This window comes from Dyadobacter sp. HNCC25DJ185 (genome assembly GCF_056895195.1).
This window is the reverse complement of record NZ_JBXHAR010000004.1, coordinates 473049-495660: the sequence shown is the minus strand read 5'-3', so window position 1 is coordinate 495660 and position 22612 is coordinate 473049. Positions and strand designations below refer to the sequence as shown.

At 44.4% G+C, this 22612-nt stretch carries 21 protein-coding genes; 13 read left to right on the top strand and 8 right to left on the bottom strand.

Translation table 11 applies throughout. The annotated features are described in order from the left end of the window. Window positions 1–19 precede the first annotated feature (19 nt). From rdgB to AC1XUF_RS13905, 3 genes are all read right to left on the bottom strand, one after another. Complete coding sequence (gene rdgB, locus AC1XUF_RS13915; RefSeq protein ID WP_483342410.1) at window positions 20–595, bottom strand: RdgB/HAM1 family non-canonical purine NTP pyrophosphatase; 576 nt, start codon at window positions 593–595, stop codon at window positions 20–22. Between the two features lie 83 nt (window positions 596–678). Beyond that, the gene (locus tag AC1XUF_RS13910; protein WP_483342409.1) at window positions 679–1584 is read right to left on the bottom strand and encodes an FKBP-type peptidyl-prolyl cis-trans isomerase; all 906 of its coding nucleotides are present in this window, start codon (window positions 1582–1584) and stop codon (window positions 679–681) included. 54 nt (window positions 1585–1638) lie between these two features. Then, complete coding sequence (locus AC1XUF_RS13905) at window positions 1639–2673, bottom strand: DHH family phosphoesterase (protein WP_483342408.1); 1035 nt, start codon at window positions 2671–2673, stop codon at window positions 1639–1641. A 202-nt stretch (window positions 2674–2875) separates the two neighbouring features. On the opposite strand from AC1XUF_RS13905, the gene AC1XUF_RS13900 reads away from it, so the two are divergent. Continuing rightward, window positions 2876–3295 (top strand): nucleoside-diphosphate kinase, encoded by a 420-nt coding sequence (locus tag AC1XUF_RS13900; protein ID WP_483342407.1) that lies wholly within the window; start codon window positions 2876–2878, stop codon window positions 3293–3295. Window positions 3296–3357: 62 nt separating this feature from the next. Here AC1XUF_RS13900 and AC1XUF_RS13895 read toward each other — a convergent pair whose 3' ends face one another. Beyond that, a complete protein-coding gene (locus AC1XUF_RS13895) occupies window positions 3358–3927 on the bottom strand; it encodes a fasciclin domain-containing protein (protein ID WP_483342406.1) in 570 nt (189 codons plus the stop codon). A 41-nt stretch (window positions 3928–3968) separates the two neighbouring features. On the opposite strand from AC1XUF_RS13895, the gene AC1XUF_RS13890 reads away from it, so the two are divergent. The 10 genes from AC1XUF_RS13890 (at window position 3969) to AC1XUF_RS13845 (ending at window position 16708) form a co-directional block, all read left to right on the top strand. Beyond that, window positions 3969–4604 (top strand): 3-keto-disaccharide hydrolase, encoded by a 636-nt coding sequence (locus AC1XUF_RS13890; protein WP_483342405.1) that lies wholly within the window; start codon window positions 3969–3971, stop codon window positions 4602–4604. A 125-nt stretch (window positions 4605–4729) separates the two neighbouring features. Continuing rightward, entirely contained in the window at window positions 4730–6889 is a 2160-nt protein-coding gene (locus AC1XUF_RS13885; protein ID WP_483342404.1) for a TonB-dependent receptor, read from the top strand. Window positions 6890–6915: 26 nt separating this feature from the next. Then, window positions 6916–7572, top strand: a complete 657-nt coding sequence (locus AC1XUF_RS13880) for a hypothetical protein (protein ID WP_483342403.1) — start codon at window positions 6916–6918, stop codon at window positions 7570–7572. After that, entirely contained in the window at window positions 7572–9041 is a 1470-nt protein-coding gene (locus tag AC1XUF_RS13875; protein ID WP_483342402.1) for a histidine kinase, read from the top strand. The genes AC1XUF_RS13880 and AC1XUF_RS13875 overlap by 1 nt, the downstream gene beginning before the upstream one ends. Next, window positions 9025–9807 (top strand): LytR/AlgR family response regulator transcription factor, encoded by a 783-nt coding sequence (locus AC1XUF_RS13870; RefSeq protein WP_483342401.1) that lies wholly within the window; start codon window positions 9025–9027, stop codon window positions 9805–9807. Before AC1XUF_RS13875 ends, AC1XUF_RS13870 begins: the two co-directional genes overlap by 17 nt. Before the next feature lie 321 nt (window positions 9808–10128). Beyond that, entirely contained in the window at window positions 10129–10872 is a 744-nt protein-coding gene (locus AC1XUF_RS13865; protein ID WP_483342400.1) for an isoprenyl transferase, read from the top strand. A gap of 16 nt (window positions 10873–10888) precedes the next feature. Further along, window positions 10889–13489 carry an outer membrane protein assembly factor BamA gene (gene bamA / locus AC1XUF_RS13860; RefSeq protein ID WP_483342399.1) on the top strand — a complete coding sequence of 867 codons (2601 nt, stop codon included), beginning with the start codon at window positions 10889–10891 and terminating at the stop codon, window positions 13487–13489. 51 nt (window positions 13490–13540) lie between these two features. Next, complete coding sequence (locus tag AC1XUF_RS13855; RefSeq protein ID WP_483342398.1) at window positions 13541–14164, top strand: OmpH/Skp family outer membrane protein; 624 nt, start codon at window positions 13541–13543, stop codon at window positions 14162–14164. Window positions 14165–14175: 11 nt separating this feature from the next. Next, a complete protein-coding gene (locus AC1XUF_RS13850; protein ID WP_483342397.1) occupies window positions 14176–14820 on the top strand; it encodes an OmpH/Skp family outer membrane protein in 645 nt (214 codons plus the stop codon). Between the two features lie 289 nt (window positions 14821–15109). Further along, a complete protein-coding gene (locus tag AC1XUF_RS13845) occupies window positions 15110–16708 on the top strand; it encodes a hypothetical protein (RefSeq protein ID WP_483342396.1) in 1599 nt (532 codons plus the stop codon). A 32-nt stretch (window positions 16709–16740) separates the two neighbouring features. On the opposite strand, the gene AC1XUF_RS13840 is transcribed toward AC1XUF_RS13845, so the two are convergent. Both AC1XUF_RS13840 and AC1XUF_RS13835 read right to left on the bottom strand, forming a co-directional pair. Beyond that, window positions 16741–17508 carry a lipoprotein signal peptidase gene (locus AC1XUF_RS13840; protein WP_483342395.1) on the bottom strand — a complete coding sequence of 256 codons (768 nt, stop codon included), beginning with the start codon at window positions 17506–17508 and terminating at the stop codon, window positions 16741–16743. Window positions 17509–17559: 51 nt separating this feature from the next. Further along, window positions 17560–18762: a proline dehydrogenase family protein gene (locus AC1XUF_RS13835; RefSeq protein ID WP_483342394.1), complete on the bottom strand. Its 1203-nt coding sequence runs from the start codon at window positions 18760–18762 to the stop codon at window positions 17560–17562. Between the two features lie 186 nt (window positions 18763–18948). On the opposite strand from AC1XUF_RS13835, the gene AC1XUF_RS13830 reads away from it, so the two are divergent. Then, a complete protein-coding gene (locus tag AC1XUF_RS13830; RefSeq protein WP_483342611.1) occupies window positions 18949–20043 on the top strand; it encodes a chorismate mutase in 1095 nt (364 codons plus the stop codon). A gap of 67 nt (window positions 20044–20110) precedes the next feature. Here AC1XUF_RS13830 and AC1XUF_RS13825 read toward each other — a convergent pair whose 3' ends face one another. Together AC1XUF_RS13825 and AC1XUF_RS13820 are read right to left on the bottom strand one after the other, a co-directional pair. Further along, complete coding sequence (locus AC1XUF_RS13825; protein ID WP_483342393.1) at window positions 20111–20752, bottom strand: GDSL-type esterase/lipase family protein; 642 nt, start codon at window positions 20750–20752, stop codon at window positions 20111–20113. Window positions 20753–20767: 15 nt separating this feature from the next. Next, window positions 20768–21361 (bottom strand): thymidine kinase, encoded by a 594-nt coding sequence (locus tag AC1XUF_RS13820; protein ID WP_483342392.1) that lies wholly within the window; start codon window positions 21359–21361, stop codon window positions 20768–20770. A gap of 102 nt (window positions 21362–21463) precedes the next feature. On the opposite strand from AC1XUF_RS13820, the gene AC1XUF_RS13815 reads away from it, so the two are divergent. Next, entirely contained in the window at window positions 21464–22579 is a 1116-nt protein-coding gene (locus tag AC1XUF_RS13815; RefSeq protein WP_483342391.1) for a hypothetical protein, read from the top strand. Window positions 22580–22612: the final 33 nt, after the last annotated feature.

The following is a 22612-nucleotide window of genomic DNA, read 5'->3' as shown; positions in this document are numbered from 1 at the left end:
TTTAGTTGAATGAACAGAATTATTTGGTTTTCAGAAAAGCCACCAGCTTCGCAAAGGCCCTGGACCTGTGGCTAAGTTCGGATTTTTCTTGTAAAGTCATTTCAGCGAAAGTTTTTTCATAACCATTAGGCATAAAAATTGGATCATATCCGAAACCCTGGTTTCCTCTCTGTTCGAAAATGATCTGTCCTTCTACATGGCCTTCAAACTGATGGTAAAGCCCATTTAAAGCCAGCGTAATTACTGTAGTGAACCGCGCGTCGCGGTCGTGTTTTGAGGAGAGATTTGCCAATAGCAACTGCATATTGTCCTGTGGGTCGCGTTGTGGACCGGCATATCGGGCGGATTTAACCCCCGGCTCTCCATGAAGTGCATTCACAACAAGACCGGTATCGTCTGCAAAGCAATTGATCCCGAAGTGCTCGAAAATGTATTTGGCCTTTCCCAGGGAATTTTCAGCTATGGTATCAAAAGGTTCAGGAATTTCCGCGTCACATCCAATTTCCTGCAAAGTCAGAAGTTCAAACTGGTCTCCTAGTAATGCCTGGATCTCTTCTAGTTTATGAACATTATTGGTAGCAAAACAAAGTTTCATAAAATTGATATAGGGATAAACGAATGCATTTTACATAAAAAACGGCCACTCTTGCGAAGCGGCCGTTTAAAATATCGTTTGAATTATCTGCTTGGTGGTACAGCCGCAGGACCTGTCGGCTGTGGTGCGCCTTTGCTGAAATCGATCAGCTCCATTTCAAACTGCAATACGGAATTGCCTGGGATTGGTCCGTAAGTTTCAGGGCCATAAGCCAGGCCGGAAGGGATGATCAGGATTCCTTTGTCACCCTTTTTCATCAACATAATTCCTTCTTCCCAGCCAGGAATAACCATTCCTGCCCCTACCTGAAGGTCGAGTGGCTTACCCTGGTTTTTGGAGCTGTCAAATACTTTCCCATCCAGGAATTTTCCGGTATAGTGTACTTTGACATTATCACCCGCTACCGGGCTTGCGCCAGCACCTTCCGCTAGCGATACATAATACAGCCCCGAAGCTGTTTTGCGGGATTTTGCTTTCAGATTATTTTTAGCAAGATAGTCCTCAATGATCTTGTTGTCGATCACCTTTTGCTTGTCGCTTGCCTCAGATTGTTGTTTCTTAAATTCCTCAGAGGTTAAAATGCTTAGCACTTTTACCGAAAAACTCAACTCCGAGCCTTTTTTAATCATAGGTGGCATAGGCTGGCCGATCTTTGCAAAAAGCGTATCCGCGTTAATAATGAATTTCGCACTATCACCGGTTGAAAGCAGAGCAAGTCCTTCCTCGAAGCTGCCTTTGTATTGTGGCTGCTGCAACACCATTTTTGCAGGGGTGCCTTCTTTGTATGTGTTTCTTAACGTCGAATCAGCGCCATTTTTCAGAACCAAGTGGAACGTCATAATGTCTCCGAGCTTCGCTTTTCTCGCATCATCTTTGTGGTCAAATACCTGATACTTAAGGCCGCTTTCCGTAACCTGCGTACGATACTTGTTGCAAGCAGCTGTGAGAATAGTTATGCCCATCGCATAACCGATTGTTTTAAGATTCATTGGATTGTGTTAATTAGAAAAATATTTGGTGAATTTTGATGTACAAATTTAATTTTACTCAACGTTCAAAAGGGCCTGTTGGTATAGGGGAAGTACGCTTAAAAAATAGGCAACAGTTTCATTTACTGATTGTTCTGACCGTCCACCCGAGGCGTTTTTATGTCCTCCTCCACTAAAATGAGCACTTGCAAGGTCCCTGACGGAAAAGGTGCCCACCGATCTAAAAGAAATTTTCACCTCGCCCTTTCTTTCGATGAACATGGCAGACATCACTACGTTTTCTACCTGCAGGCCGTAGTTCACGATACCTTCCGTCTCGCCGGAGCTTGAGTTGAACTTAGATAGCTCAGCTTCCGTCAAAACCATATAAGCCGTGCGGTACTGTGGAAGAACAACAAGCTTTTGGGAAAGCACATAACCCAAAAACTGTAGTCTCGATAAAGGCGCATTATCATAAATCAAACGGTGAACGCGGCTGCAGTCAAAACCTGTTAGCATCAGGTCGGCGACTGCAAGGTGCACTTCGGGCGTTACGTTTGCGTGCCTGAATGAGCCTGTATCCGTCATTATACCTGCGTATAAGCACTCCGCCATAGGTATGTCGAAAATTTCCCGGGTGGTCAATCCGGCCTCCATTTCCCTGACCAACGCGTACACAAGCTGGGCTGTGGCAGCTGCATGAGTGTCCCAGATCATCCATTTTGCAAAAAGCTCAGGTTCAAGGTGATGGTCAATCATCAATTTAATTGCCGAAGCCTCCTGAACCACTTTCCCGAGATCTTTTAATCTGGATAGGGCCGAAAAATCAAGACAGCAAATCAATGTAGCTTGTTCGATCTTTCTTTTGCATTTGCCCTGTTCCGATTGCCTTTCGTAAACGAGCACCTTGTCCATCCCGGACATCCAGCGTAGGTTAGCTGCATAATCCGTTGGGCTTATTACGGTTACATCATGTCCTTTTTTGACCAGATAACTTGCCCACCCAAGCGAAGATCCAAGCGCGTCGGCGTCAGGGTCGCGGTGCATCGTTATGATGATTTTTTGGGGAAGGGATAAAAAAGAGCTCAGCTCTTCAATCGTTTGATTCACAGTTATTTAATTCAAAAGAGGAATTCACTTGCCGTAATGAGAACTCAAAATTAATAAAACTGTTGGGATTTGCTTAATACTGAACGCTAAAGGCTGGATATGGGCCGTGTTTTATCGTTGCAGGCATGTTAATGCGGGATCTGTAGAGGATATAAAATGAAAAACAGTAGTTTTGCACTAAAAAATAAATTCAGCCGAGCGTATGCCAACGAATAGAACATTCACCATGATTAAACCGGACGCTGTAAAGGACGGTCACTCAGGTTCCATTATTAAAATGATCGAAGCCGCCGGATTTCGTGTGGTAGCTTTGAAAAAGACAAAACTTACCCAGGAACTTGCAGGGCAGTTTTATGCTGTTCACCAGGAGCGCCCTTTCTATAACGACCTTTGCAGGTACATGTCATCAGGAGCAATTGTTCCGATGATCCTGGAAAAAGAAAATGCAGTAGCCGATTTCCGTACCCTGATTGGTGCTACCAATCCTGCCAATGCAGAAGACGGAACGATCCGTAAGTTGTTTGCTAAATCTATGGAAGCCAATGCTATCCACGGATCTGATTCTGACGAAAACGCAGAAATCGAAGGTAATTTCTTCTTTGCCCACACAGAGCAGTTTTAAAGGTCATGAACGGAAAAGGCCCCGCAGAAAACCATCTGCGGGGCCTTTTCCGTTTGGGGCGTCTACTTTTTATATCTAACTAGCACGCTGTCGATCACCTGAACGATACCATTGGCGGCTTTTACATTTGAAATCTTAATCTCAGAGCTGTTGACAGCGATATTACTGTCAACTTTTGCGATGGTCAGTTTTTCGCTGTTCAGAGCAACAGCTGTTCCTACTTTCAAATCCGCTAGTGAATAAACACCTTTTAGGATGTGATTTTGAAGAAAAAGCCTGGCAGAGTCCACCGTCATTGACGTGATAACGGAAGAACTGGAGATGTTTGCCCGACCAAAAGCAGCATTATCCGGTGCAAAGAGTGTGTAATTTTCTGTACGCATTGCGTCGCTCATCTTTGCGTAAAGCATGATATCTCGCAAGATACTGAATTGGTCATTTTTTAAAATGATATCCGTAATGGTAATTGGCTTAACAATGTCCTCATTCTTTTCCTTGCAGGAATAAATCACGGCTGAACAAATGCATGCAATTAAAAAAAATGTGGCAAAACGCCCCATAAAACGGTTTTTTTTCATAGCTTTCCAATCGTTTATTTTCCGTAAAACTAATGGAAAATGTATTTTCACCACATCCCTAAAGTATTTTTTTTAATCCTAATCCCCACATTCCTATGTTAAAACCAAAACAGTTATTGCTGATTTGTGCCTCCATTTTGTTCATAAATTCGGCTTTTTTTGTTCTAAAAGAGCGTCCTGCCGCACCAGAAAAGAAGCCTGTCAAACTATTCAATGGCAAAGACCTCACTGGCTGGAAAATCAATGGAACTGAAAAATGGTATGTAGAAAATGGTGAACTGATCTGCGAAAGCGGCCCGGACAAAAAATACGGGTATTTAACGACAGATAAATTCTATAAGAATTTTGATCTCTCGTTGCAGTTCAAACAGGAGGCGAATGGTAACAGCGGCGTTTTCTTCCGGTCGACTGTTGATGGAACGAAAGTATCGGGATGGCAGGTGGAAGTGGCACCTCCAAATCACGACACAGGTGGAATTTACGAATCGTATGGCCGCAACTGGCTGGTTCAGATTCCGGACGAAAAAGAAGGATTTCTGAAAATGGGTGAATGGAATACACTTCGCATCCGGGCGGTTGGCGACAAAGTACAAACCTGGCTTAATGGCAACGCAATGGTCGATTTCGAAGACGCTAAAATAGGCGCCGGGGTGGGGTCTATTGCGCTCCAGATCCACGACGGCGGGGGAATCAAAGTTCGCTGGAAAAACATCATGCTGGAGGAGTTATAGTATCGGTTTTCACTCCGTCGGTCGCCGGTTTCATCCAGTGTAAACTGGTAGTTCGTCGGAAATCGTTTAACATAAGGCTTCATGGCCAATAGATTTGTGTCAATAGTAACACGGATCTATTAGCCATGAAGCTTTTTTATTATCTCCTGTTTTTCATATCTCCACTAGCCTTTTCCCAGAAAGCGGTCAATGGAAAGGTTACTGACAAAAAGGGTAATCTTTTGCCTGGCGCCAATGTGTTTTTAAAGGGCACTTATGACGGCACCACTACCGACGCCAATGGTGTTTTCAGTTTCACGACCTCTGAAAAAGATACAGCCACATTGGCGGCCAGTTTTGTGGGATATGAAAGCTTTGAGCAAAGAATCAATTTGAAGGAAAGTGGGGCAGGTGTAACCATCAGGTTGGAAGAACTGCCCAATGAATTGAATACGGTGGTGATCACTGCTGGCGCTTTTGAAGCGTCAGACGAAAAGCGAATGGCTATGCTGAAACCACTGGATATTGTGACCACAGCTGGTGCCGCCGCCGATATAACGGGCGCAATGCAATTTTTACCAGGTGCGCAAAGGGTTGGAGAACAGGAGGGACTGTTTGTAAGAGGCGGCTCAGGACAGGAAACCAAAGTCGTCATTGACGGAATGATCGTTCAGAACCCGTTTTTTAGCTCGCTTCCAGATGTGCAGTCACGAGGCAGGTTCAATCCATTTATGTTTAAGGGGACCTCTTTCAGTACCGGCGGATATTCAGCGCAATATGGCCAGGCATTGTCTTCTGTTTTGCTGCTCAATACCACGGATAAAACCAGCAACAACGGTTTGGGAATCAGTTTAAACCTCGCCAATGCAGGGTTGAATTATGATTACGCCAATAAAAATCAGTCGGTATCCGCGGTAGTTTATTACGGAAACCTCCAACCGCTTTTTAAGCTGGTCAAGCAAAACGTGGAATGGCTGCATGCGCCTGAATTCAAAGGATCTTCATTAACCTACCGACTTAGGCCTACAAAAAACGGCATCCTCAAAGTTTACGGAATGTACTCGGACAGCCATTTGAGTATGAATTCCAAAGATCCTTCCAAAGAATCAGGGAAGACCAGACTGGTGCTTGGCAATAAAAACGCGTTCGTCACCAGCACTTATACGGATTCCTGGGATGAGGGCCGCTGGTTGCTGAATTCCGGATTTTCATACAGCCGGAACAGCGACGATATGACATTTGACGGCGTGAATTTTGACCGGTTTGATGAAAGGACGCAAGCGAGAGTGGTGCTTACCAGATTGCTAGCGGGAAATAACAGTATTCTTTTTGGAGGCGAAGCACATGCTATTCGTTTGAGGAATGGCGCCGGTGGACAGTTTTATCATTTGAAGGACGCATACACGGCAGCATTTGTGGAATCTGAAATTTATGTAACCCGCCAGCTGGCTGGTCGCGTAGGACTTAGGAGTGAATATTCTTCCGTTATTGGAAGGGTGAATCTTGCTCCAAGGTTATCTTTTGCGTACAAAACCGGAAGGTTCAGTCAGTTTTCACTTGCAGCTGGTCAGTTTTACCAGAATCCTGACTACCGCTATTTGTATCTCAATAAAAACCTGCGTTTTGAACGCGCAGACCATCTTATTCTGAACTATCAGATTATTAAGAATCAGAGGACTTTCAGGATTGAGGCTTTTTACAAGAACTATGCACAACTCGTCCGTGAATTTACGGGTGAAAGCTATGACGCGAACCCTTATCGTTTTCCATGGGGAGTTACTGACAATGAAGGCAACGGCTACGCCCGGGGATTCGATTTTTTCTGGCGAGACCAGAAGACTATCAAGAATTTTGACTATTGGGTAACATATAGTTTTGTGGATTCAAGGCGCCTTTTCCAGCAATTCGAGAACGCAGCGACGCCGACTTTTATCTCCAACCATAATGTCAGCCTGATTACTAAAAAATGGTTTGAGAAGATCCGGACAAATCTGAGCATGACCTATGCGTTCACGAGCGGACGACCTTACTACAATCCCAACACCGACAAATTTCTATCAGACCGGACGCCGGCGGTCCATAACGTGAGCATTCAGGCCAGCAAGCTTCAAAGCATCAAGGGAAACCTGGTGATTTTCTACGCCACGGTTGATAATATCCTGAACACCAAGAATATATTCACCTATCGCTATACACCTGACGGAAAAACCAGGTATGCAGTCGGGCCGCAAAGCTACCGCAGCTTCTTTGTCGGGACGCAGATTATGCTTTCCAGGAAGGCCAAAGTGGATAAAAACGATTTCTAACCAAGTAAAATTTAAATCAGGAACAAATGAGAAAGTTATCAGCTACCGCAGTTGTATTGATGTTATCGGCCGTCAGTGTGTTTGCCCAAAATGAGAGGTATACGAAGGCTATGACCGAAGGGATCCAGGCACTCAATGGACTTGAAAAGGGCAAGCCAGACCTGAAAACCCTGCAGGACATTTCGAACCGGTTTGAAAGAATTGCGTCAGCAGAACCGAAAGAGTGGTTACCCAAATATTATGCAGCATATAGTAATGTGATCCTCGGATTTGTCGGCAGCAGCCTCAATGAAAAAGATCAGTATCTGGACAAAGCCAGTGCCTTACTAAAGGATGCGGAAACCATATTGGGTAAGCCGAACGATGAGTTACTGATTTTGAAGGCCTACCAGTCGCAGGCACACCTGGCGGCAGACCCGATGAACCGCTGGCAGGACGACGGGGCCAGATTTTCGGAGTATCTTGAAGCGGCAAAATCCGCCAATCCAGAGAATCCAAGAATATATTACCTCGAAGGATCAAGTTTGTTTTTTACACCTGAAGAATATGGAGGCGGAAAGAATGTAGCCAAGCCATTGTTAGAAAAGGCTCAGCAAAAATTTTCGGCGTTCAAACCGCAAACCGCCCTATATCCCGACTGGGGCAAAATGGAGACAGAGTGGTTATTATCCCAAACTAAATAATGGCACCCTATATAGCAGGACAAATGGAGGAAAAAAAAGGGAAGCCTATGCGCATGACGGCTTCATCGCTGGATGGCAGGGATTTTAGTAATATGAACCTGGAAAACTCAGATTTCAGTTTTTCCAGTCTGAAGGAAATAAACTTCAACGGTGCAAATTTGCGCAATGCCAAACTTCGTTTTTCTACGCTTGACGGCACAACCTTCAAAAATGCCGATCTGAGGAACGCCGACCTTAGTTTCAGCAGCATGTCGGACGTAGATCTGACAGGGGCGAAGGTTGAAGGAGCCAATTTCAGCTTTACTTCCCAGACAAGGTCGTTTCGCTGGCAGGATTTCAGTCTGATTGGTATCATACAGAACCAGGGATGGGTGGGGACTTTGGTAGCGGTGGTGCTCGGGGCAGTGATACTATACGGGATCAATGCAATCGTATACTTCACGGCGGAAATCTACTATACCAATGAACCGATTAGGGTCAAGCTCTACCAGTACCTCATTTTGAACAATGTGTTTGCGGGTGTTTGTACTATTTTGCTGACACAAGGCTTTACCTTCTGGCTGGATATCATCCTGAAGAGACTCTTGGTGAAGCATCTGATTCTCTCCGTCGTTGTTTTCTTCATGAACATCCTGTGGAGCATGTTGTTGTACCACTTTTTTGGGACTAATATCGTGGACGATTACAATACCAAATACCCTTTGGAAACAGCCCATAGTGCCCCCTGGTATTGGTATATGTGGGGAACAATCATTATTGCCAACGTTTTCTATTTTCTGAGCAGGGAAGGCAAGCAGATCTCCCGTAAAATGTCGGATCAGGAATACCAGCTGCTTAATCTCGAAAAACTCAAAACAAGGGCTGAGCTGGATGCACTTCAGGCCAGGATCAATCCGCATTTTTTGTACAATTCGCTTAATAGTATTGCCAGCCTTGTCCATGAAGATCCTGATAAGGCCGAGGAAATGACCTTGCTGCTTTCCAAACTATTCAGGTACACGACCGGAAGGAAAACCAACGATTATTTTGATACTATTGAAAATGAGCTGGAAATGGTGGAAACGTACCTTCAGGTAGAAAAAGTAAGGTTTGGCGACAGGCTACAGTTTAGTGTTGAAGTCACAAACGATGAACTGAGGAATTTACAGGTTCCTAAGTTTATTTTACAACCCATTGTTGAAAATGCAATTAAGCACGGCATTTCACGAATGGCAGACCAAGGAACCATTGTCGTAAAAATTTATGAAAAGGATACCTGGCTACATCTTTGTGTTCATGACAGCGGGCCGGCGTTCCCAGAAACCATGGGCGCCGGATATGGGATCCGAAGCGTTCAGGACAAACTGAAATTGCTTTATGGCGACGATGCGAAGCTTGAACTTCACAATGAACCAAATAAATCAGTTAACATAGCCATTCAGAAGTCAGCCATTCAACAACCGCATTCATACCATGCAGTTCCCTCTTAAAACAATCATTATCGACGACGAGCCCCTGGCATTGAGCCGGCTGAGAAGGTTATTGGAAAAACATCCAGGTGTATTCGTTATTGTATCGGAGGCCAGGAACGGTGCAGAAGGACTCGTAGAGATTGACAAATATCATCCTGATATCATTTTTCTGGATATCGAAATGCCTCTTTTGAACGGTTTCGAGATGCTTTCAAAACTTACAAAGATGCCCTTGGTCGTGTTCTCAACTGCCTATGACCAGTATGCGATCCGGGCTTTTGAAGAAAACTCTGTGGACTATCTGCTTAAACCGGTTGAAAACGACCGGTTGATCAAGACGATCGAGAAGATCGGTAATATCATTAGGGCGGGTTCAAATTCCTCTGGCAGCATAAATCCTTATTCCGAGAATCTGCTGAAATTATTGGAAGAAATGAAGCCCAAGAAGGAAATATTTTCTTTGTCAGTTAAATCGGGCGACCGTATTTTATTGATCCCGATGACGGAGATCACGCATTTCGAAGCTGAAGAAAAATATGTCTTCCTGAATACGCTTGACGGGCAAAAATACCTGCTCAATTATACGCTTACTTCTCTGGAGGAAAAACTTCCGAAACATTATCTCCGCATCAGCAGGGCCGGCATCGTCAACTCACATCACATCAAGGAAATCCAGAAGCATTTCAACGGAAAGTTTGTAATCGTCATGCGCGACCGCAAAGCCTCCCAGGTTACCAGTGGAAGCACTTACGCGGATGCGATCAGGCATCTTCTTGATAATTAATCGGGTTACATAATCCGCTGACAGCGGATTATTGATTTTGAAGAGGCGATACTTATTCCTAAATTGCGCCCCTATTTTAAATCCCAACGATATTTTTACAGGTTAAGCGACTGTTTATCAGAGTAGTTTTTGCCACTTAGGAGTCTTAGAATGTTGATTTTTTTCAACTTTCGACACGAAATCACCTTAGGTAGCGTACTGTTGATGAGCGTAGTGATTCCTTATGATACAGTGGATTTGGAAAATTCTCCGGTAATGTAGAACATCCTGAGATATAGTATATTCTATTTTGTTAAAAAAGGTTAAAGGGAGTCACAAGTAATGAAGGAGCTCATTGATACGGGCAATCTGCCAAAGCACATAGCCGTTATCATGGACGGTAACGGAAGATGGGCCCAAAACCAGGGAGCTGCGCGGATATTCGGCCATCGTAACGCAATTAAGGCCGTGAGGGAGGTTACCGAAGGTTGCGCTGAATTAGGAGTGTCATTCCTGACGCTTTATGCGTTTTCAACCGAAAACTGGGCTCGCCCTGAGTTCGAAGTGAAAGCATTGATGGAACTGCTCGTTCAGTCGATCCGCAACGAGTTGCCTACGATGCTCAGCAACAATGTTCGTATGGATACGATTGGTGATACCGACAGCCTGCCCCGGAGTTGCCAGAGACAGCTTGCGGAAGCGATCGAGGCTACGAGCCAGAACACCGGCCTCAATTTAATATTGGCATTGGGTTACAGTGGAAAGTGGGACATTACACAGGCTGCAAGGAAAATTGCAGCGGACGTACAGAAAGGCATTTTGCTGCCTGAAGAGGTCAATGAGGATGTCGTCTCGGCAAACCTGGCGACAAAAAGCCGCCCTGAGGTTGACCTGATGTTACGGACTGGGGGGGATCATCGGATCAGCAATTTTCTTTTATGGCAGATGGCTTATTCCGAGTTGTATTTCTATGAAGATCTTTTCTGGCCGGATTTCCGGCGGGAACATTTGTATGAGGCGATTCTGGCCTATCAGAACAGAGAGAGACGCTTTGGTAAGACGGGTGAACAAGTTAAAGCGAAATAGTGCTAAGTTGAATAATATGAACCTTGTGAAAAATTTGAATAAATCATTAGCACGTCTGAAAGGTCTTTCCGCATTGTTGATTTTTTGCTGCTGCTTATCGGCAAACGCACAACGGGTAGGGTTGGGTGCAGTAGGCAAACCTGCCGCTCCGGTTGCCAATCTTGGAATTGATCCGGCGAATCCAAAAGAATATACGATCGCAGAAGTTACAGTATCGGGAACACAGTTCCTTGATCCCAATTCAATGGTATCTATTTCGGGTTTAAAACCCGGGGATAAGATCCGTATCCCAGGCCCGGCAATCAGCTCTTCCGTAAAACGAATGATGGATTTCGGAACACTGGATGATGTAGAGATTCTGGCTACCAAAATCGAGAGCGAAAAGATTTGGTTAAATATCCATATCAAAGAACGTCCAAGGCTCTATAAAGTCTCATTTTCCGGAATACGCAAAGGCGAAAGAGAGACATTGAACGACAAGGTGAAATTGATCAAAGGACGGGTGATCACACCGACCATTATCAAAAACACACAGCTTGTCATCAAGAAATATTACATGGATAAAGGTTTTTACTACACCAAAGTGAAGGTGCTGCAAATACCAGATTCTACACGTGGACAGGCGACGTTGAATTTCACCATCACCAAAGGTAAGAAGGTGAAAATTCAGAAAATCGATATCGAAGGTAATACTGCTATCAGCGATCGTTTGCTGAAACGCAAAATGAAAGGTACGAAGCAGAAAAGAATCGGAAGGCTTTTTAACCCCTCCAAATATATTCCTAAGAAGTACGACGAGGATAAAGAGAAGCTAATCGCATTTTATCGTAAAAACGGCTATCGTGACGCCGCTATCGAATTTGACACCATCAAAAATGGCGATGAGACGATTAGTATCGAGATGAAAATTGACGAGGGAGCCAAGTATTTTTATCGGAACATCACCTGGTCTGGAAATTACCTGTATCCTTCTCAATATTTGAGCGACCGGTTGGGCGTGAAAAAAGGGGATGTTTACAATCCGGAGGAGTTGGATAAAAAGATCAACGGAATCCCTGGTTCAGACGTCAGTTCCATTTACATGGATGACGGTTACCTGTACTTCCGCTGTGAGCCCACCGAAAAAGCTGTAGAAGGAGATTCTATAGACGTTGAACTGAGGATGTTTGAAGGTAAGCAAGCTACAATCAACCGCATTCTCCTGAACGGAAATACAAAGACGAGCGATCGGGTTGTTTTGCGCGAGCTTTTCACTTTGCCGGGACAGAAATTCAGCAAAACTGAAATCATCAACACCCAGCGTCAGCTATCTCAAATGGGATATTTTGACCCTGAAAAAATTCAGATTAATCCTATTCCGAATCAGGCTGACGGCACGGTAGACATTGAATACACCGTGGAAGAAAAGCCTTCCGACCAGATAGAGCTTTCGGGCGGCTGGGGTGGCTACATTGGTTTCGTAGGTACTCTGGGCCTTGTTTTTAATAATTTTTCACTTAAAAACATTCCGAATCGTGAAACCTGGCGCCCATTGCCATCCGGCGACGGCCAAAAATTGTCATTGCGTTTTCAAGCCAACGGCAAGCAATACCAGACCTATTCGCTGTCATTCAGTGAACCCTGGCTGGGGGGTAAAAAGCCTATCAACTTCGGAGTGTCCCTGCAACGTACCGTTTATCGCATGACGGATTACAGTTCCATTTACGGGTACGGAGGGAGCACTGGTTCGAGGAGTATCAATTACCGGGGCGGTTATTTTAATAATGGTATAACCGTTTCGCTTGGACGTCGTCTAAAAGAGCCAGACAGAAACTTGGTGATGACGCATTCCTTGTCCTATCAGAGATACCGTTTGGATAGTCTTGATATCTTCAGGATTGGTTATAGCACGGGATCTTCCAATAATATATCCTTCAATACAACGATCTCACGAAACACATTAAGTGATTTTCAATTTCCAAGAAGCGGGAGTAACATTTCGCTGAGCGGAACATTTACACCCCCATATTCTTTATTGAGGAAAAAAGAATTTACAGATAAAACGGACACATACCGTTGGGTGGAATATCACAAATGGATGTTCGACGCCAGTTATTACGCCACAATCACTGGTAAACTTGTTTTGAGCACCCGTGCTCACATGGGATTCCTGGGCGCTTACGGCAGCAAAGTAGGGTATAGTCCTTTTGGTCGCTTCATCGTTGGTGGATCCGGTCTGGCGGGTCAGGGATCATTCTCATTGGCAGATCAGGATATTATAGGCCTACGGGGTTATCAAGACCAGAAAGTGGGCCCGCTGGCGCAGAATGGCTATCCAGCTTCGGGAGGAGGAATTGTTTACAATAAGTATGTAATGGAGCTCAGATATCCGGTATCGCTAAATCCACAAGCAACAATCTTCATATTGGGTTTTGCGGAGGGCGGAAATAACTGGGGTACCTATAAAGAATTTAATCCTTTTGATCTCAAACGCTCTGCGGGTGTGGGTGCCCGGATTTTTATGCCAGCGTTTGGTCTGCTTGGTATCGATTGGGGTTATGGATTTGACAAAATTCAGGGTGATCCAAAGCGTAGCGGACCTCAATTCCATTTTACCATAGGCCAGCAAATAAGATAATATTCCAGCGGTATTGTCGTTAAGAAGTTTGCAAATTATTAGCCCCTTGGCATGAAGAAGTTTTTTATTTTACTAGTTTTGTCAATTCTATGTAAATCAGTGGCATTTTCCCAAAAGATAGGGTACACTGATATGGAGTTCATAACTAGTAAAATGCCCGAGTATCAGGCAGCGCAAACGGAGATGAAAAAGTTCTCTGAAAAGTGGGCCAAAGAAATTCAGGACAAGTTTGCTGAAATCGATCGCATGCAGCGGGCTTACATGGCTGAGGAAATCTTGCTAACCGAAGATCTGAAACGAAAAAGGCAAAACGAAATCAAGGAGAAAGAGCTGGAAGCGGGAGAATATAACAGCAAGATTTTCGGGATGGAAGGATTGCTGTTTCAGAAGAAGAAAGAGCTCATGAAGCCGGTGATGGAAAAAGTACAGAGAGCCGTTACGAAAGTTTGCAGCCAGCGGAGGCTGGATTTCATGTTCGATAAGTCGAGCGACGTGGGCATGCTTTACACCAATCCAAAACATGATTATACGGACTACGTGATGGAGGAGCTCGGGATAGATCCCAAAGCTGGTAAGTCAGGAGCAAATGACAAAGCGGGAAAGGCGGAATTACCGGCCCAAGGTTCAATTGAAAACTCACCGAAACAAAAAAGTACAACCAGTAAACTTAAATAAGTAACAAAGCAATGAAACAAAAATTGATGGCTTTTTTGGTCCTAATGACCATTATCACCACCCCTCTGTTAGCTCAAACTACCCCTGCAAGCGGACTCACCAAAATAGGCTATACCAACGTAGATTACGTGATCAGTAAACTGCCGGAAAGCAAGGTAATGCAGAACCAGCTTGAAGTTACCAAGGCGCAGTTGGACAAGGCATTGGGTGAAACTTACAAAGAAGCACAGGAGAAATACGAAGCTTATCAGAAAAACGGTGCCAACATGACGGAGGTTATCCGCGCCGATAAAGAGAAAGAATTGCAAAACCTGCAAACCCGTATTCAGGAAATGCAGAATAACGCGCAAACTTCTTTGCAAACTAAGCAGCAGCAGCTGTTGGAACCGATCCTGACGAAAGTGAACAATGCTATTCAGGAAGTGGGTAAGGAAAATGGGTTTCTTTACATATTAAATATGGATGCCGGCGCTGGTACTACTCCAATTATTTTGTTTGCTGCCTCAGAGGAAAACAACGCAACCAATTTAATTTTGAGAAAGTTAGGTGTTGATCCTGATAAAATTGAGGTGGCAGCCCCTGCCTCCGCAACACCGACCAAGCCTGCTACAACACCACCAGCGGCAGCTCCCGCAACAACGCCTAAGAAAAAATAATAGGAGATATTGAACTTAAAAAACCGGAGAGCAGTCTTTTAAATGGCTGCTCTCCGGTTTTTTGCATTTAAAATTTTAATGGACTCGCTGTTGCCATTACATGATTTCTATCATACATGGGGATCAGTATAATATTTAAAAAATACAAATTGATTTGACGGTAAAAAGCGCAATTGTCCGTGCTCCATTTTTATTAAGTATTACCAGGGCTTTCTATATAGTATTTGCTAGTTTTGCGTTTAGATCAGAGGATTCCGAAACCCATTGAATTAATTATATTTTCGAAGTTATGCCAATAAAAAATGTTCATAAAATACTGATACTTCTCTCTACCTTTTTTTTGTTTTTAGAGGCGCAAGGACAGGATAATATGAAGAGTGTGTCTGCTGGCCCGTTGCAAATCATATTTCCTGACGCTCCGGAATGGAACATTTTACAGGAGGGAAAAGAGATCAATTTTCATCTTCAAATAAGGGGTGGTAAAAGCGATTCGGTGAGATATAGTATTGCGAGTGGTCAGGCGAAGGACATGAAGTTTGATTCGCTAGGTCATTTTGTATGGACACCTGGATACGATATCGCGGATCGGATCAATACGACAAAGAATTTTCCTGTCGTCTTTGAAGCTCAGACAGCGGCAGGTGAAACGGTCTCAAGAGAAATTGTCTTCAAAGTAAACCATGTCAATCGTCCTCCTCAGGTTGACGAATTACAGCCTTTCTATGTTCAATATAAGACACAGAATGTCTATAAGATCGATATGGGGTCGGTGCGTGATCAGGATGGGGATCCAATCATTTTTGTCCCAATCCTCGACGAAATGCCAGAAGGAATGAAGCTGACTGCTGCTGGCGAAATAACCTGGGAGCCATCGATCAGCCAGTTTAATATTCTGAAGAAAGGACCGAGGTATATGGAATTCTTTGTTGAAGACCAGCCTTCCAAAGCCCGGACAAAGGGTCGTTTGAAGCTGGACGCTACACAAATGGATCTGTCGCCGGATTTTACCATCATACCTCAAAATTCAGTCATCAGAAGCCCCGAGAACAACCGGATCAATTTAAGGTTCACTTTGTCTGATCCGAACGGGGAAGATGATATCTCCACGTTTAACTTCATTTCTGAAAACAGAAGGGTGCCAGCCAGTGCGTTGGTGAAGAATTCGCCTACCAGCTATGAGTTTATTTGGGAGCCCGGGTTCGATTTCGTAAAGGATCCATTTGATACGCTGGCTTTTAATATCACCTTCTATGTTTTGGATAAAGCCCAAAACAAAAAGGAAAGGACTGTGAAATTTGTCATTAAGAACACGGTTGATGAGAGCCTCCGCGATAATTTTGTATATAATTTATACCGCGGGGCATTGGTCAATGCGTGGGGTTTATTGGAACAAATGACTGAGAAGGAAGGTGAATTGAAAAGAGCCTATTCGAGGGCGAAGAAAGGAAAGCGCAGCAGGTCTCTTGTGAACGCTTCATTGGGTGCTACCACCGGTTTGGCCCCGGTTATTGCGAAGACAAACCAGAATACTAGGGGCTATATCACAACGATTGGAGGAACAACCGTGGCTACGGTGGGAACACTGGAAGCAACAGAGGTAATTGGAAAATCAGTGAATGGACTATTGGATCGTTTTAACTATGTGATGCAGAAGAAAAATGAGTTGCAGAACAAGGGTGATGTTTTTGCCCGGGAGTATTCTCAAAAGTCTGCCCGTCGTCAGCCGGATTTTATCCGAAAGCTTGACGAATTTAAATCTTTGATGAATTTGAGCGGTTTGGTTGCCTTGGAGCTGGACGCAAATTGGGAAAATAAGAAAGAGGCAACGGACAATGCCATTAAGAAGGCGTTCAAGGATTTTGTTCCATTCACCAAAGACGAAAATTAATCATATTGGTTTTTGACACATTAAGAGAGCTCTTAGCTCTCTTTTTCGTTTCCGTCACCTTCGAGTTCGCTGGTTGCAGATGAAGGTAAAGTCGTTGGAATTTCCGGATGAGTATGATCCGTTTTCCCAAATTCCGTTGTGTTTTCCTCGCTTTGGGTGTGAGTTTTAACTTCATCAACAACCTTAGCCTCTGGTTCGTCTTGCTCAACGTGAGCACCTGACGAATGAAAGCTTCCCTGAAAGACAAGGATGCTGCACACCCCAATAAATATGCAGGAATCGGCTATGTTAAAAATAGGGGTAGAGTAATACTGACCTCCCCAAACGGGTACCCAGTCGGGTATAAAACCTTCCCAAAAATCAACAAAAATCATATCAATGACCTGCCCATGAAACCAGGGGGTAGGAGAGCCGTAAGGGGCATTACCCAGAAACACTCCGTAGAAGGTACTGTCGATCACATTACCTACCGCTCCTGCCAGAATCATGGCCAGCGCCCAAAGCAACCCTTTGGATGCACCGACACGCGCAAGATGGATCATGTATCCGCCAATGGCTATCATGGCGACAAGCCGGAACAAAGTAAGGAAAAGCTTGCCGTATTCATGGCCCAGCTGCATTCCAAACGCCATGCCCGGATTGAGCACGTAATGTAATTTAAGCCAGTTCCCGATCAGCGCAATTTGCCCTGAGAAGCCGGGTTCCATGTATTGGTGTACGAGAAGTTTAGAAGCCTGGTCAACAGCAATGAGCAGTATACTAAAAAGCAAATAAGGCGCTGGGTTTCTGGATTGGTTCATTCCCTTTGAAAACTGTTGACAACTTGTAAGAACGCGAAAGTAATAAGATACTTATAAAGAACCGATTCCTCTTCTCTTCAATTCACTTTTGACTAATAAAAACTCTCGGCTGCTTTGGCCTGCGATAGAGGTGTTTTCTTCTGCGCGGCGGATCAGGTAAGGTAAAACGGCGTTGATGGGGCCGTAAGGGACATATTTCGCAACATTATAGCCAGCATTGGCCAAATTGTAGGAAATATTGTCGCTCATTCCCAACAACTGAGCAAACCAAATCCGGTCATCGTTGTTACTGATTCCAAGCTTTTTCATTTTGGCAGCGCAGTATTGGGAGCTGTATTCATTATGGCTCCCTAGGCAGATAGATATGTGTTCAATATGATCCAGGCAAAAGTCGACCGCCAGGTTGTAATCATTGTCCGTTGCTTGTTTGGTTGCATGAATCGGGCTGAAATATTCATTTTCTCTCGCCCGCAGCCGTTCTTTCTCCATGTAGGCCCCTCTTACCAGTTTCCCTCCAACAAAATATCCTTTTTGACGTGCTGTTAAATAGGCAGTTTTAAGCGCTTCCAATGTTTCGTGGCGGTACAATTGGTATGTATTGTACACGATGGCTTTATCCTTATTGAACTTTTGCATCATCTGATAGGTCAGATCGTCGATAACCCCTTGTATCCAGCTTTCTTCGGCGTCCACAAAAATCCGTACGTTCTTTTCGTGAGCGTAACTACATAGTCTTTCAACACGGGCTTTTATCCTGTCTAAAGATCCTTGCTCTTCATGGGAAAGCAAGTCCTTTCGTTGAACTTTTTCCAACAAGTCGGCAGATGCGATTCCAGTCACTTTGAAAACAGAAAATGGAATGTTTGTAGAGGAAGCAGCCTTTTCAATGGTTCTCATGATTTCTGCTGCCGTGGCTTCAAAACTGATTTCTTTATCTTCACCTTCGACCGAATAATCGAGGATCGTGCCAATGCCAGAGTTGCCCAGAAGCGAAATGGTGGCATTGCAATCGTTAATTGTCTCACCTCCACAGAATTGTTCAAAAATGGTTGCCCGGATGAGATTTTTTATAGGTAAGTTAAGTTTTAGTGCAAGCTTTATAAAAAAAGTGCCTAAATTTACCACTCGAGCCTGATTCATAAGGCTGAATAACCAGTAAGTTTTCCTCAGTTTGGCGTCAGATTTCGAAGCAAAAGCGACGGAGGTATCTTCAAAAAATACAGGTATTTGGTCTTTTGGTGAGGGATATGCCATTTTTATTACACGTTTTTCCTAGGTGAGATTTTAACGTTCTTATTTAAAACCACAGGAAGAAGGTAGTATCCATTAGGGAGTTAATTCGACTTTTATGGCATCAAATGTACGTCAATCCCAGAAATACGCATAATACCGGGTCAAAATATTACAATTATCTATTTTACTAAGGACAAGTTTTTGAATATGAATGCTTCTTTAGATATCCTTCCGTTGAGCAGTTGGATCAATACCGAAGGCAAGCCTTTGGTAATCGCCGGGCCTTGCAGTGCAGAGACCGAGGAACAAATGTTGGAAACCGCAACCCAGATCAAGGAAGAAGGATTTGCGCATGTGATACGTGCAGGAATTTGGAAACCAAGAACACGACCCGGAAGTTTTGAAGGCATGGGCGAAGCGGCTTTGCCATGGCTTCAGGCGGCAAAGAAAGAAACTGGACTGCCTGTTGCAGTGGAGGTCGCAAATCCTCAACACATCGAACTGGCGTTGAAATATGACGTTGATATACTTTGGGTAGGAGCCCGCACCACCGTTAATCCGTTCAATGTTCAGGAACTCGCTGACGCTTTGAAAGGCGTGGACGTTCCTGTTCTCGTTAAAAATCCTGTTAATCCGGATCTGCAACTGTGGATTGGTGCTTTGGAGCGCCTTAACCAGGCTGGCGTCAAAAAATTGGGAGCTATTCACAGAGGCTTCTCCAATGCTCAGGAAACCAAGTTCCGCAATTCTCCGATGTGGAATATTGCTATTGAATTGAAAACACTTTTTCCTGAATTGCCTGTAATCGGCGATCCAAGCCACATGGCAGGAAAACGTGCCTATTTATATGAGCTTGCGCAACGTGCGCTGGATCTTCATTACGACGGTTTGATCATCGAATCTCACCGTGATCCGGATAAGGCTTGGTCAGACGCTTCACAACAATTGACCCCTGCGGCACTTGGCCAGATGCTGCATGATCTGCATGTTCGTAAAGAATCTTATGGAAGCGATTACGCCTCCCAATTGGAAATTATTCGTGGCAAAATTGACCACCTGGATCGTGAAATGCTCGAAACATTGGCACAACGCATGGCTTTGGTAGAGAAACTTGCTGAATATAAGCGTGATAACAATGTAGCAGCTTATCAGGTTGATCGTTTCCGTGAAGTATTGGAAACACGTGCCGGCTGGGGTAAAAGCATGAACCTTTATCCAAACCTTGTAGATGAACTTTTTAAGCTGGTCCACATGGAGTCAATTCGTAAGCAAACCGAGGTGATGAATCAGGTAAGCGCGTAAATATAAATTGATTAAAATGCAAAACGGCTGCCCATTCGGGCAGCCGTTTTGCATTTTAAGAACCCTTTCAGATTCTCTTTTTTGAGAGAACCAGCTTAATTTCCCCCGCCCATATTTTATAAGCCTTTTCATTTAAATGGGTTTTGTCGACCGCATATTCAGCTTTAAGCCCGGTTGAATCTGATATGAATTTATTAAGATCAATGTAACTGATCCTGTTTGCAGAACAGTAACTAATTAGAAAGCGGTTTAGAGAATCTACTTCTATCTTGCTCATGGGGTCGTTTTGCTCGTAGAGCGTAAGCGTTACCACCGGCAAGATCTTGTTTCGGAGCAGGATTTCCAGCATCGTTTTGTAATTTTCCTGAATTCGTCGCTGGGCTACTCCTACTGTGATATCATTGATCCCGCCTTTCACAAAACAGATTTTTGGATGAAGGTCGACAACATGAGACTGAATTAATTGTAGAAAATGGTAAGTAGTCTGTCCGGGGAGCGCGTTGTTCATCACATCGGTCCTATGTAGCAGCTCAACCCACTTGCCCTGGGCGGTGATTGAATTTCCATACATCACGATCGTGGGATGGCCTTTCATGGTGACAAATCGTTGTGCTATCTTATCACGGTACATGTAAGCGAGCGCGATGAATGTGCCAACCAGCAGGAGATTGAAGGTAACTGAAAAAAATAGCAGCCTTTTTGTGGTCATGATGCACGATATCTCCTATGCGTAGGCATTTTCACCTAAATTAAAACATCGTCGGCACCGTGCTTCGTATAAGTCTGTTTCTCCCAAAAGCACGCGTTCGCCGGAGGTAGAGAGGCGATAGGAGTGGGAGGCTACTTCACCACAAACCATGCATATTGCGTGAACCTTAGTGACGTATTCTGCGGTCGCCATCAATTGCGGCATGCATCCGAAGGGTTTCCCTTTGAAATCCATGTCCAGCCCGGCGATGATTACCCTTTTGCCTGCATTGGCCAGATCATTACAGACGTCAACGATACCTTCGTCAAAAAACTGAGCTTCGTCCAGCCCGATTACCTCGCAATTTTCGGCCAGCCCCGTGATTTGCGAGGCGGAATGGACGGGCACCGAGCGGATCGAATTCTCATTATGAGAAACAATGTTCTCCTCATGGTATCGTTTATCCAGAGCAGGTTTGAAAATTTGAATTTTTTGCCGGGCAATTTTGGCGCGGTTTAGCCGACGGATCAGTTCTTCGGTTTTTCCTGAAAACATGGAGCCACAAATGACTTCGATCCATCCGGTCCGCGGGTGTTGATTTTCTCTTTTATGTGATGGTTCAAGGAACATGTTTGGTGTCGTATCGGCCCGCTTACCGGTCAATTTTGTTTATATTTACAAATCAAACATATTTTTTTTAAACACGATCGTTCTAAAAAGCTCTTATTCGTTATGCCGGATAATTTGAATATAAACGCACTCAACCAATATGCTGCCAGGTTCACCACAACAGTTTTAAATGAGGTTTACCAATCGCAGAATTTCGTTAATGGGGCCGGTTTGCTAAAACTCACACCGGTAAGGCAAGTGAATCTGGGCATACTCAACCGCCTTTTTGAGGAATGGAAAGGCAATGCCGAAGCATTCCGCAGCCCTTATTTTGATTTTGCCAATGAAGATGTGAAAAAGGCATTGGAGGATTTCATGAACATTGCTTCCCAGCACATCGCCGTAAAGCGGTCGGATCTTGAGCCGTTGCTGAGCGATTCAGTGAAAGAGTCAATAAAACTGCTGTTAACGCCCGCCAGTTATTTTGAGGATAAGATCAGAGCCAATTCGGACGCTGAGTTTACCCACGAAAAAGCGGAACAGCTTCTGAAGTATACCCATATCCACCGTGGTTTGGCCGAAGCCATGCTGGGGCGTTTGACGGACAGCGGATCCAGTTCGGTGTACCAAACGCAAGCCGTAAGCTGGTTGTATGAATTGAAGGACAATGCGGACCTGATAGACGACGTGGATATGCACCTTGTTCAATTTTCAGGCGTATTTCCGATCAATTTGCAGGAATTGAAAATAGCAGAAATCAACAAAAGTGTGACAGTTAACAAGAGCGAGTCAAAATCGTTTTTCGATTCCGCGTTCACAGAACTGGAACCGCCCAGGCCAAAATCATCCGGACCGATACGCGCAGAGCCGGCATCGACAATACTTGGCGAAATTGTTGCTAAAACCAATGCTTCTGAAAGGGACTCCTTGAATAACCGTTTTAAGGTGGATCTTCCCAAGCATTCCGATGAGAAGGCTTATGGCAGCGTTCCGGTTAAAGTCGAAAGCATTGCTGGATCCATTCCTTTAGGACAGCGGTTTATGTTCGTAAATCAGCTTTTCAATAAGAACAGTGAGCATTTCGACAAGGCAGTTTATGAACTGGATGCCGTGAAAAGCTTTGAGGAGGCCGAGAATCTGATCTGGCACCGATACGCTTCGAAATACGCCTGGGATGTTAACGGAGAGGCGGTGACAGCTTTACTGGCGATTGTCAAAAGGAAGTTTGTCAGTAACTAATGTTATGAAAAACATTAATGAACAAGCCGGGAT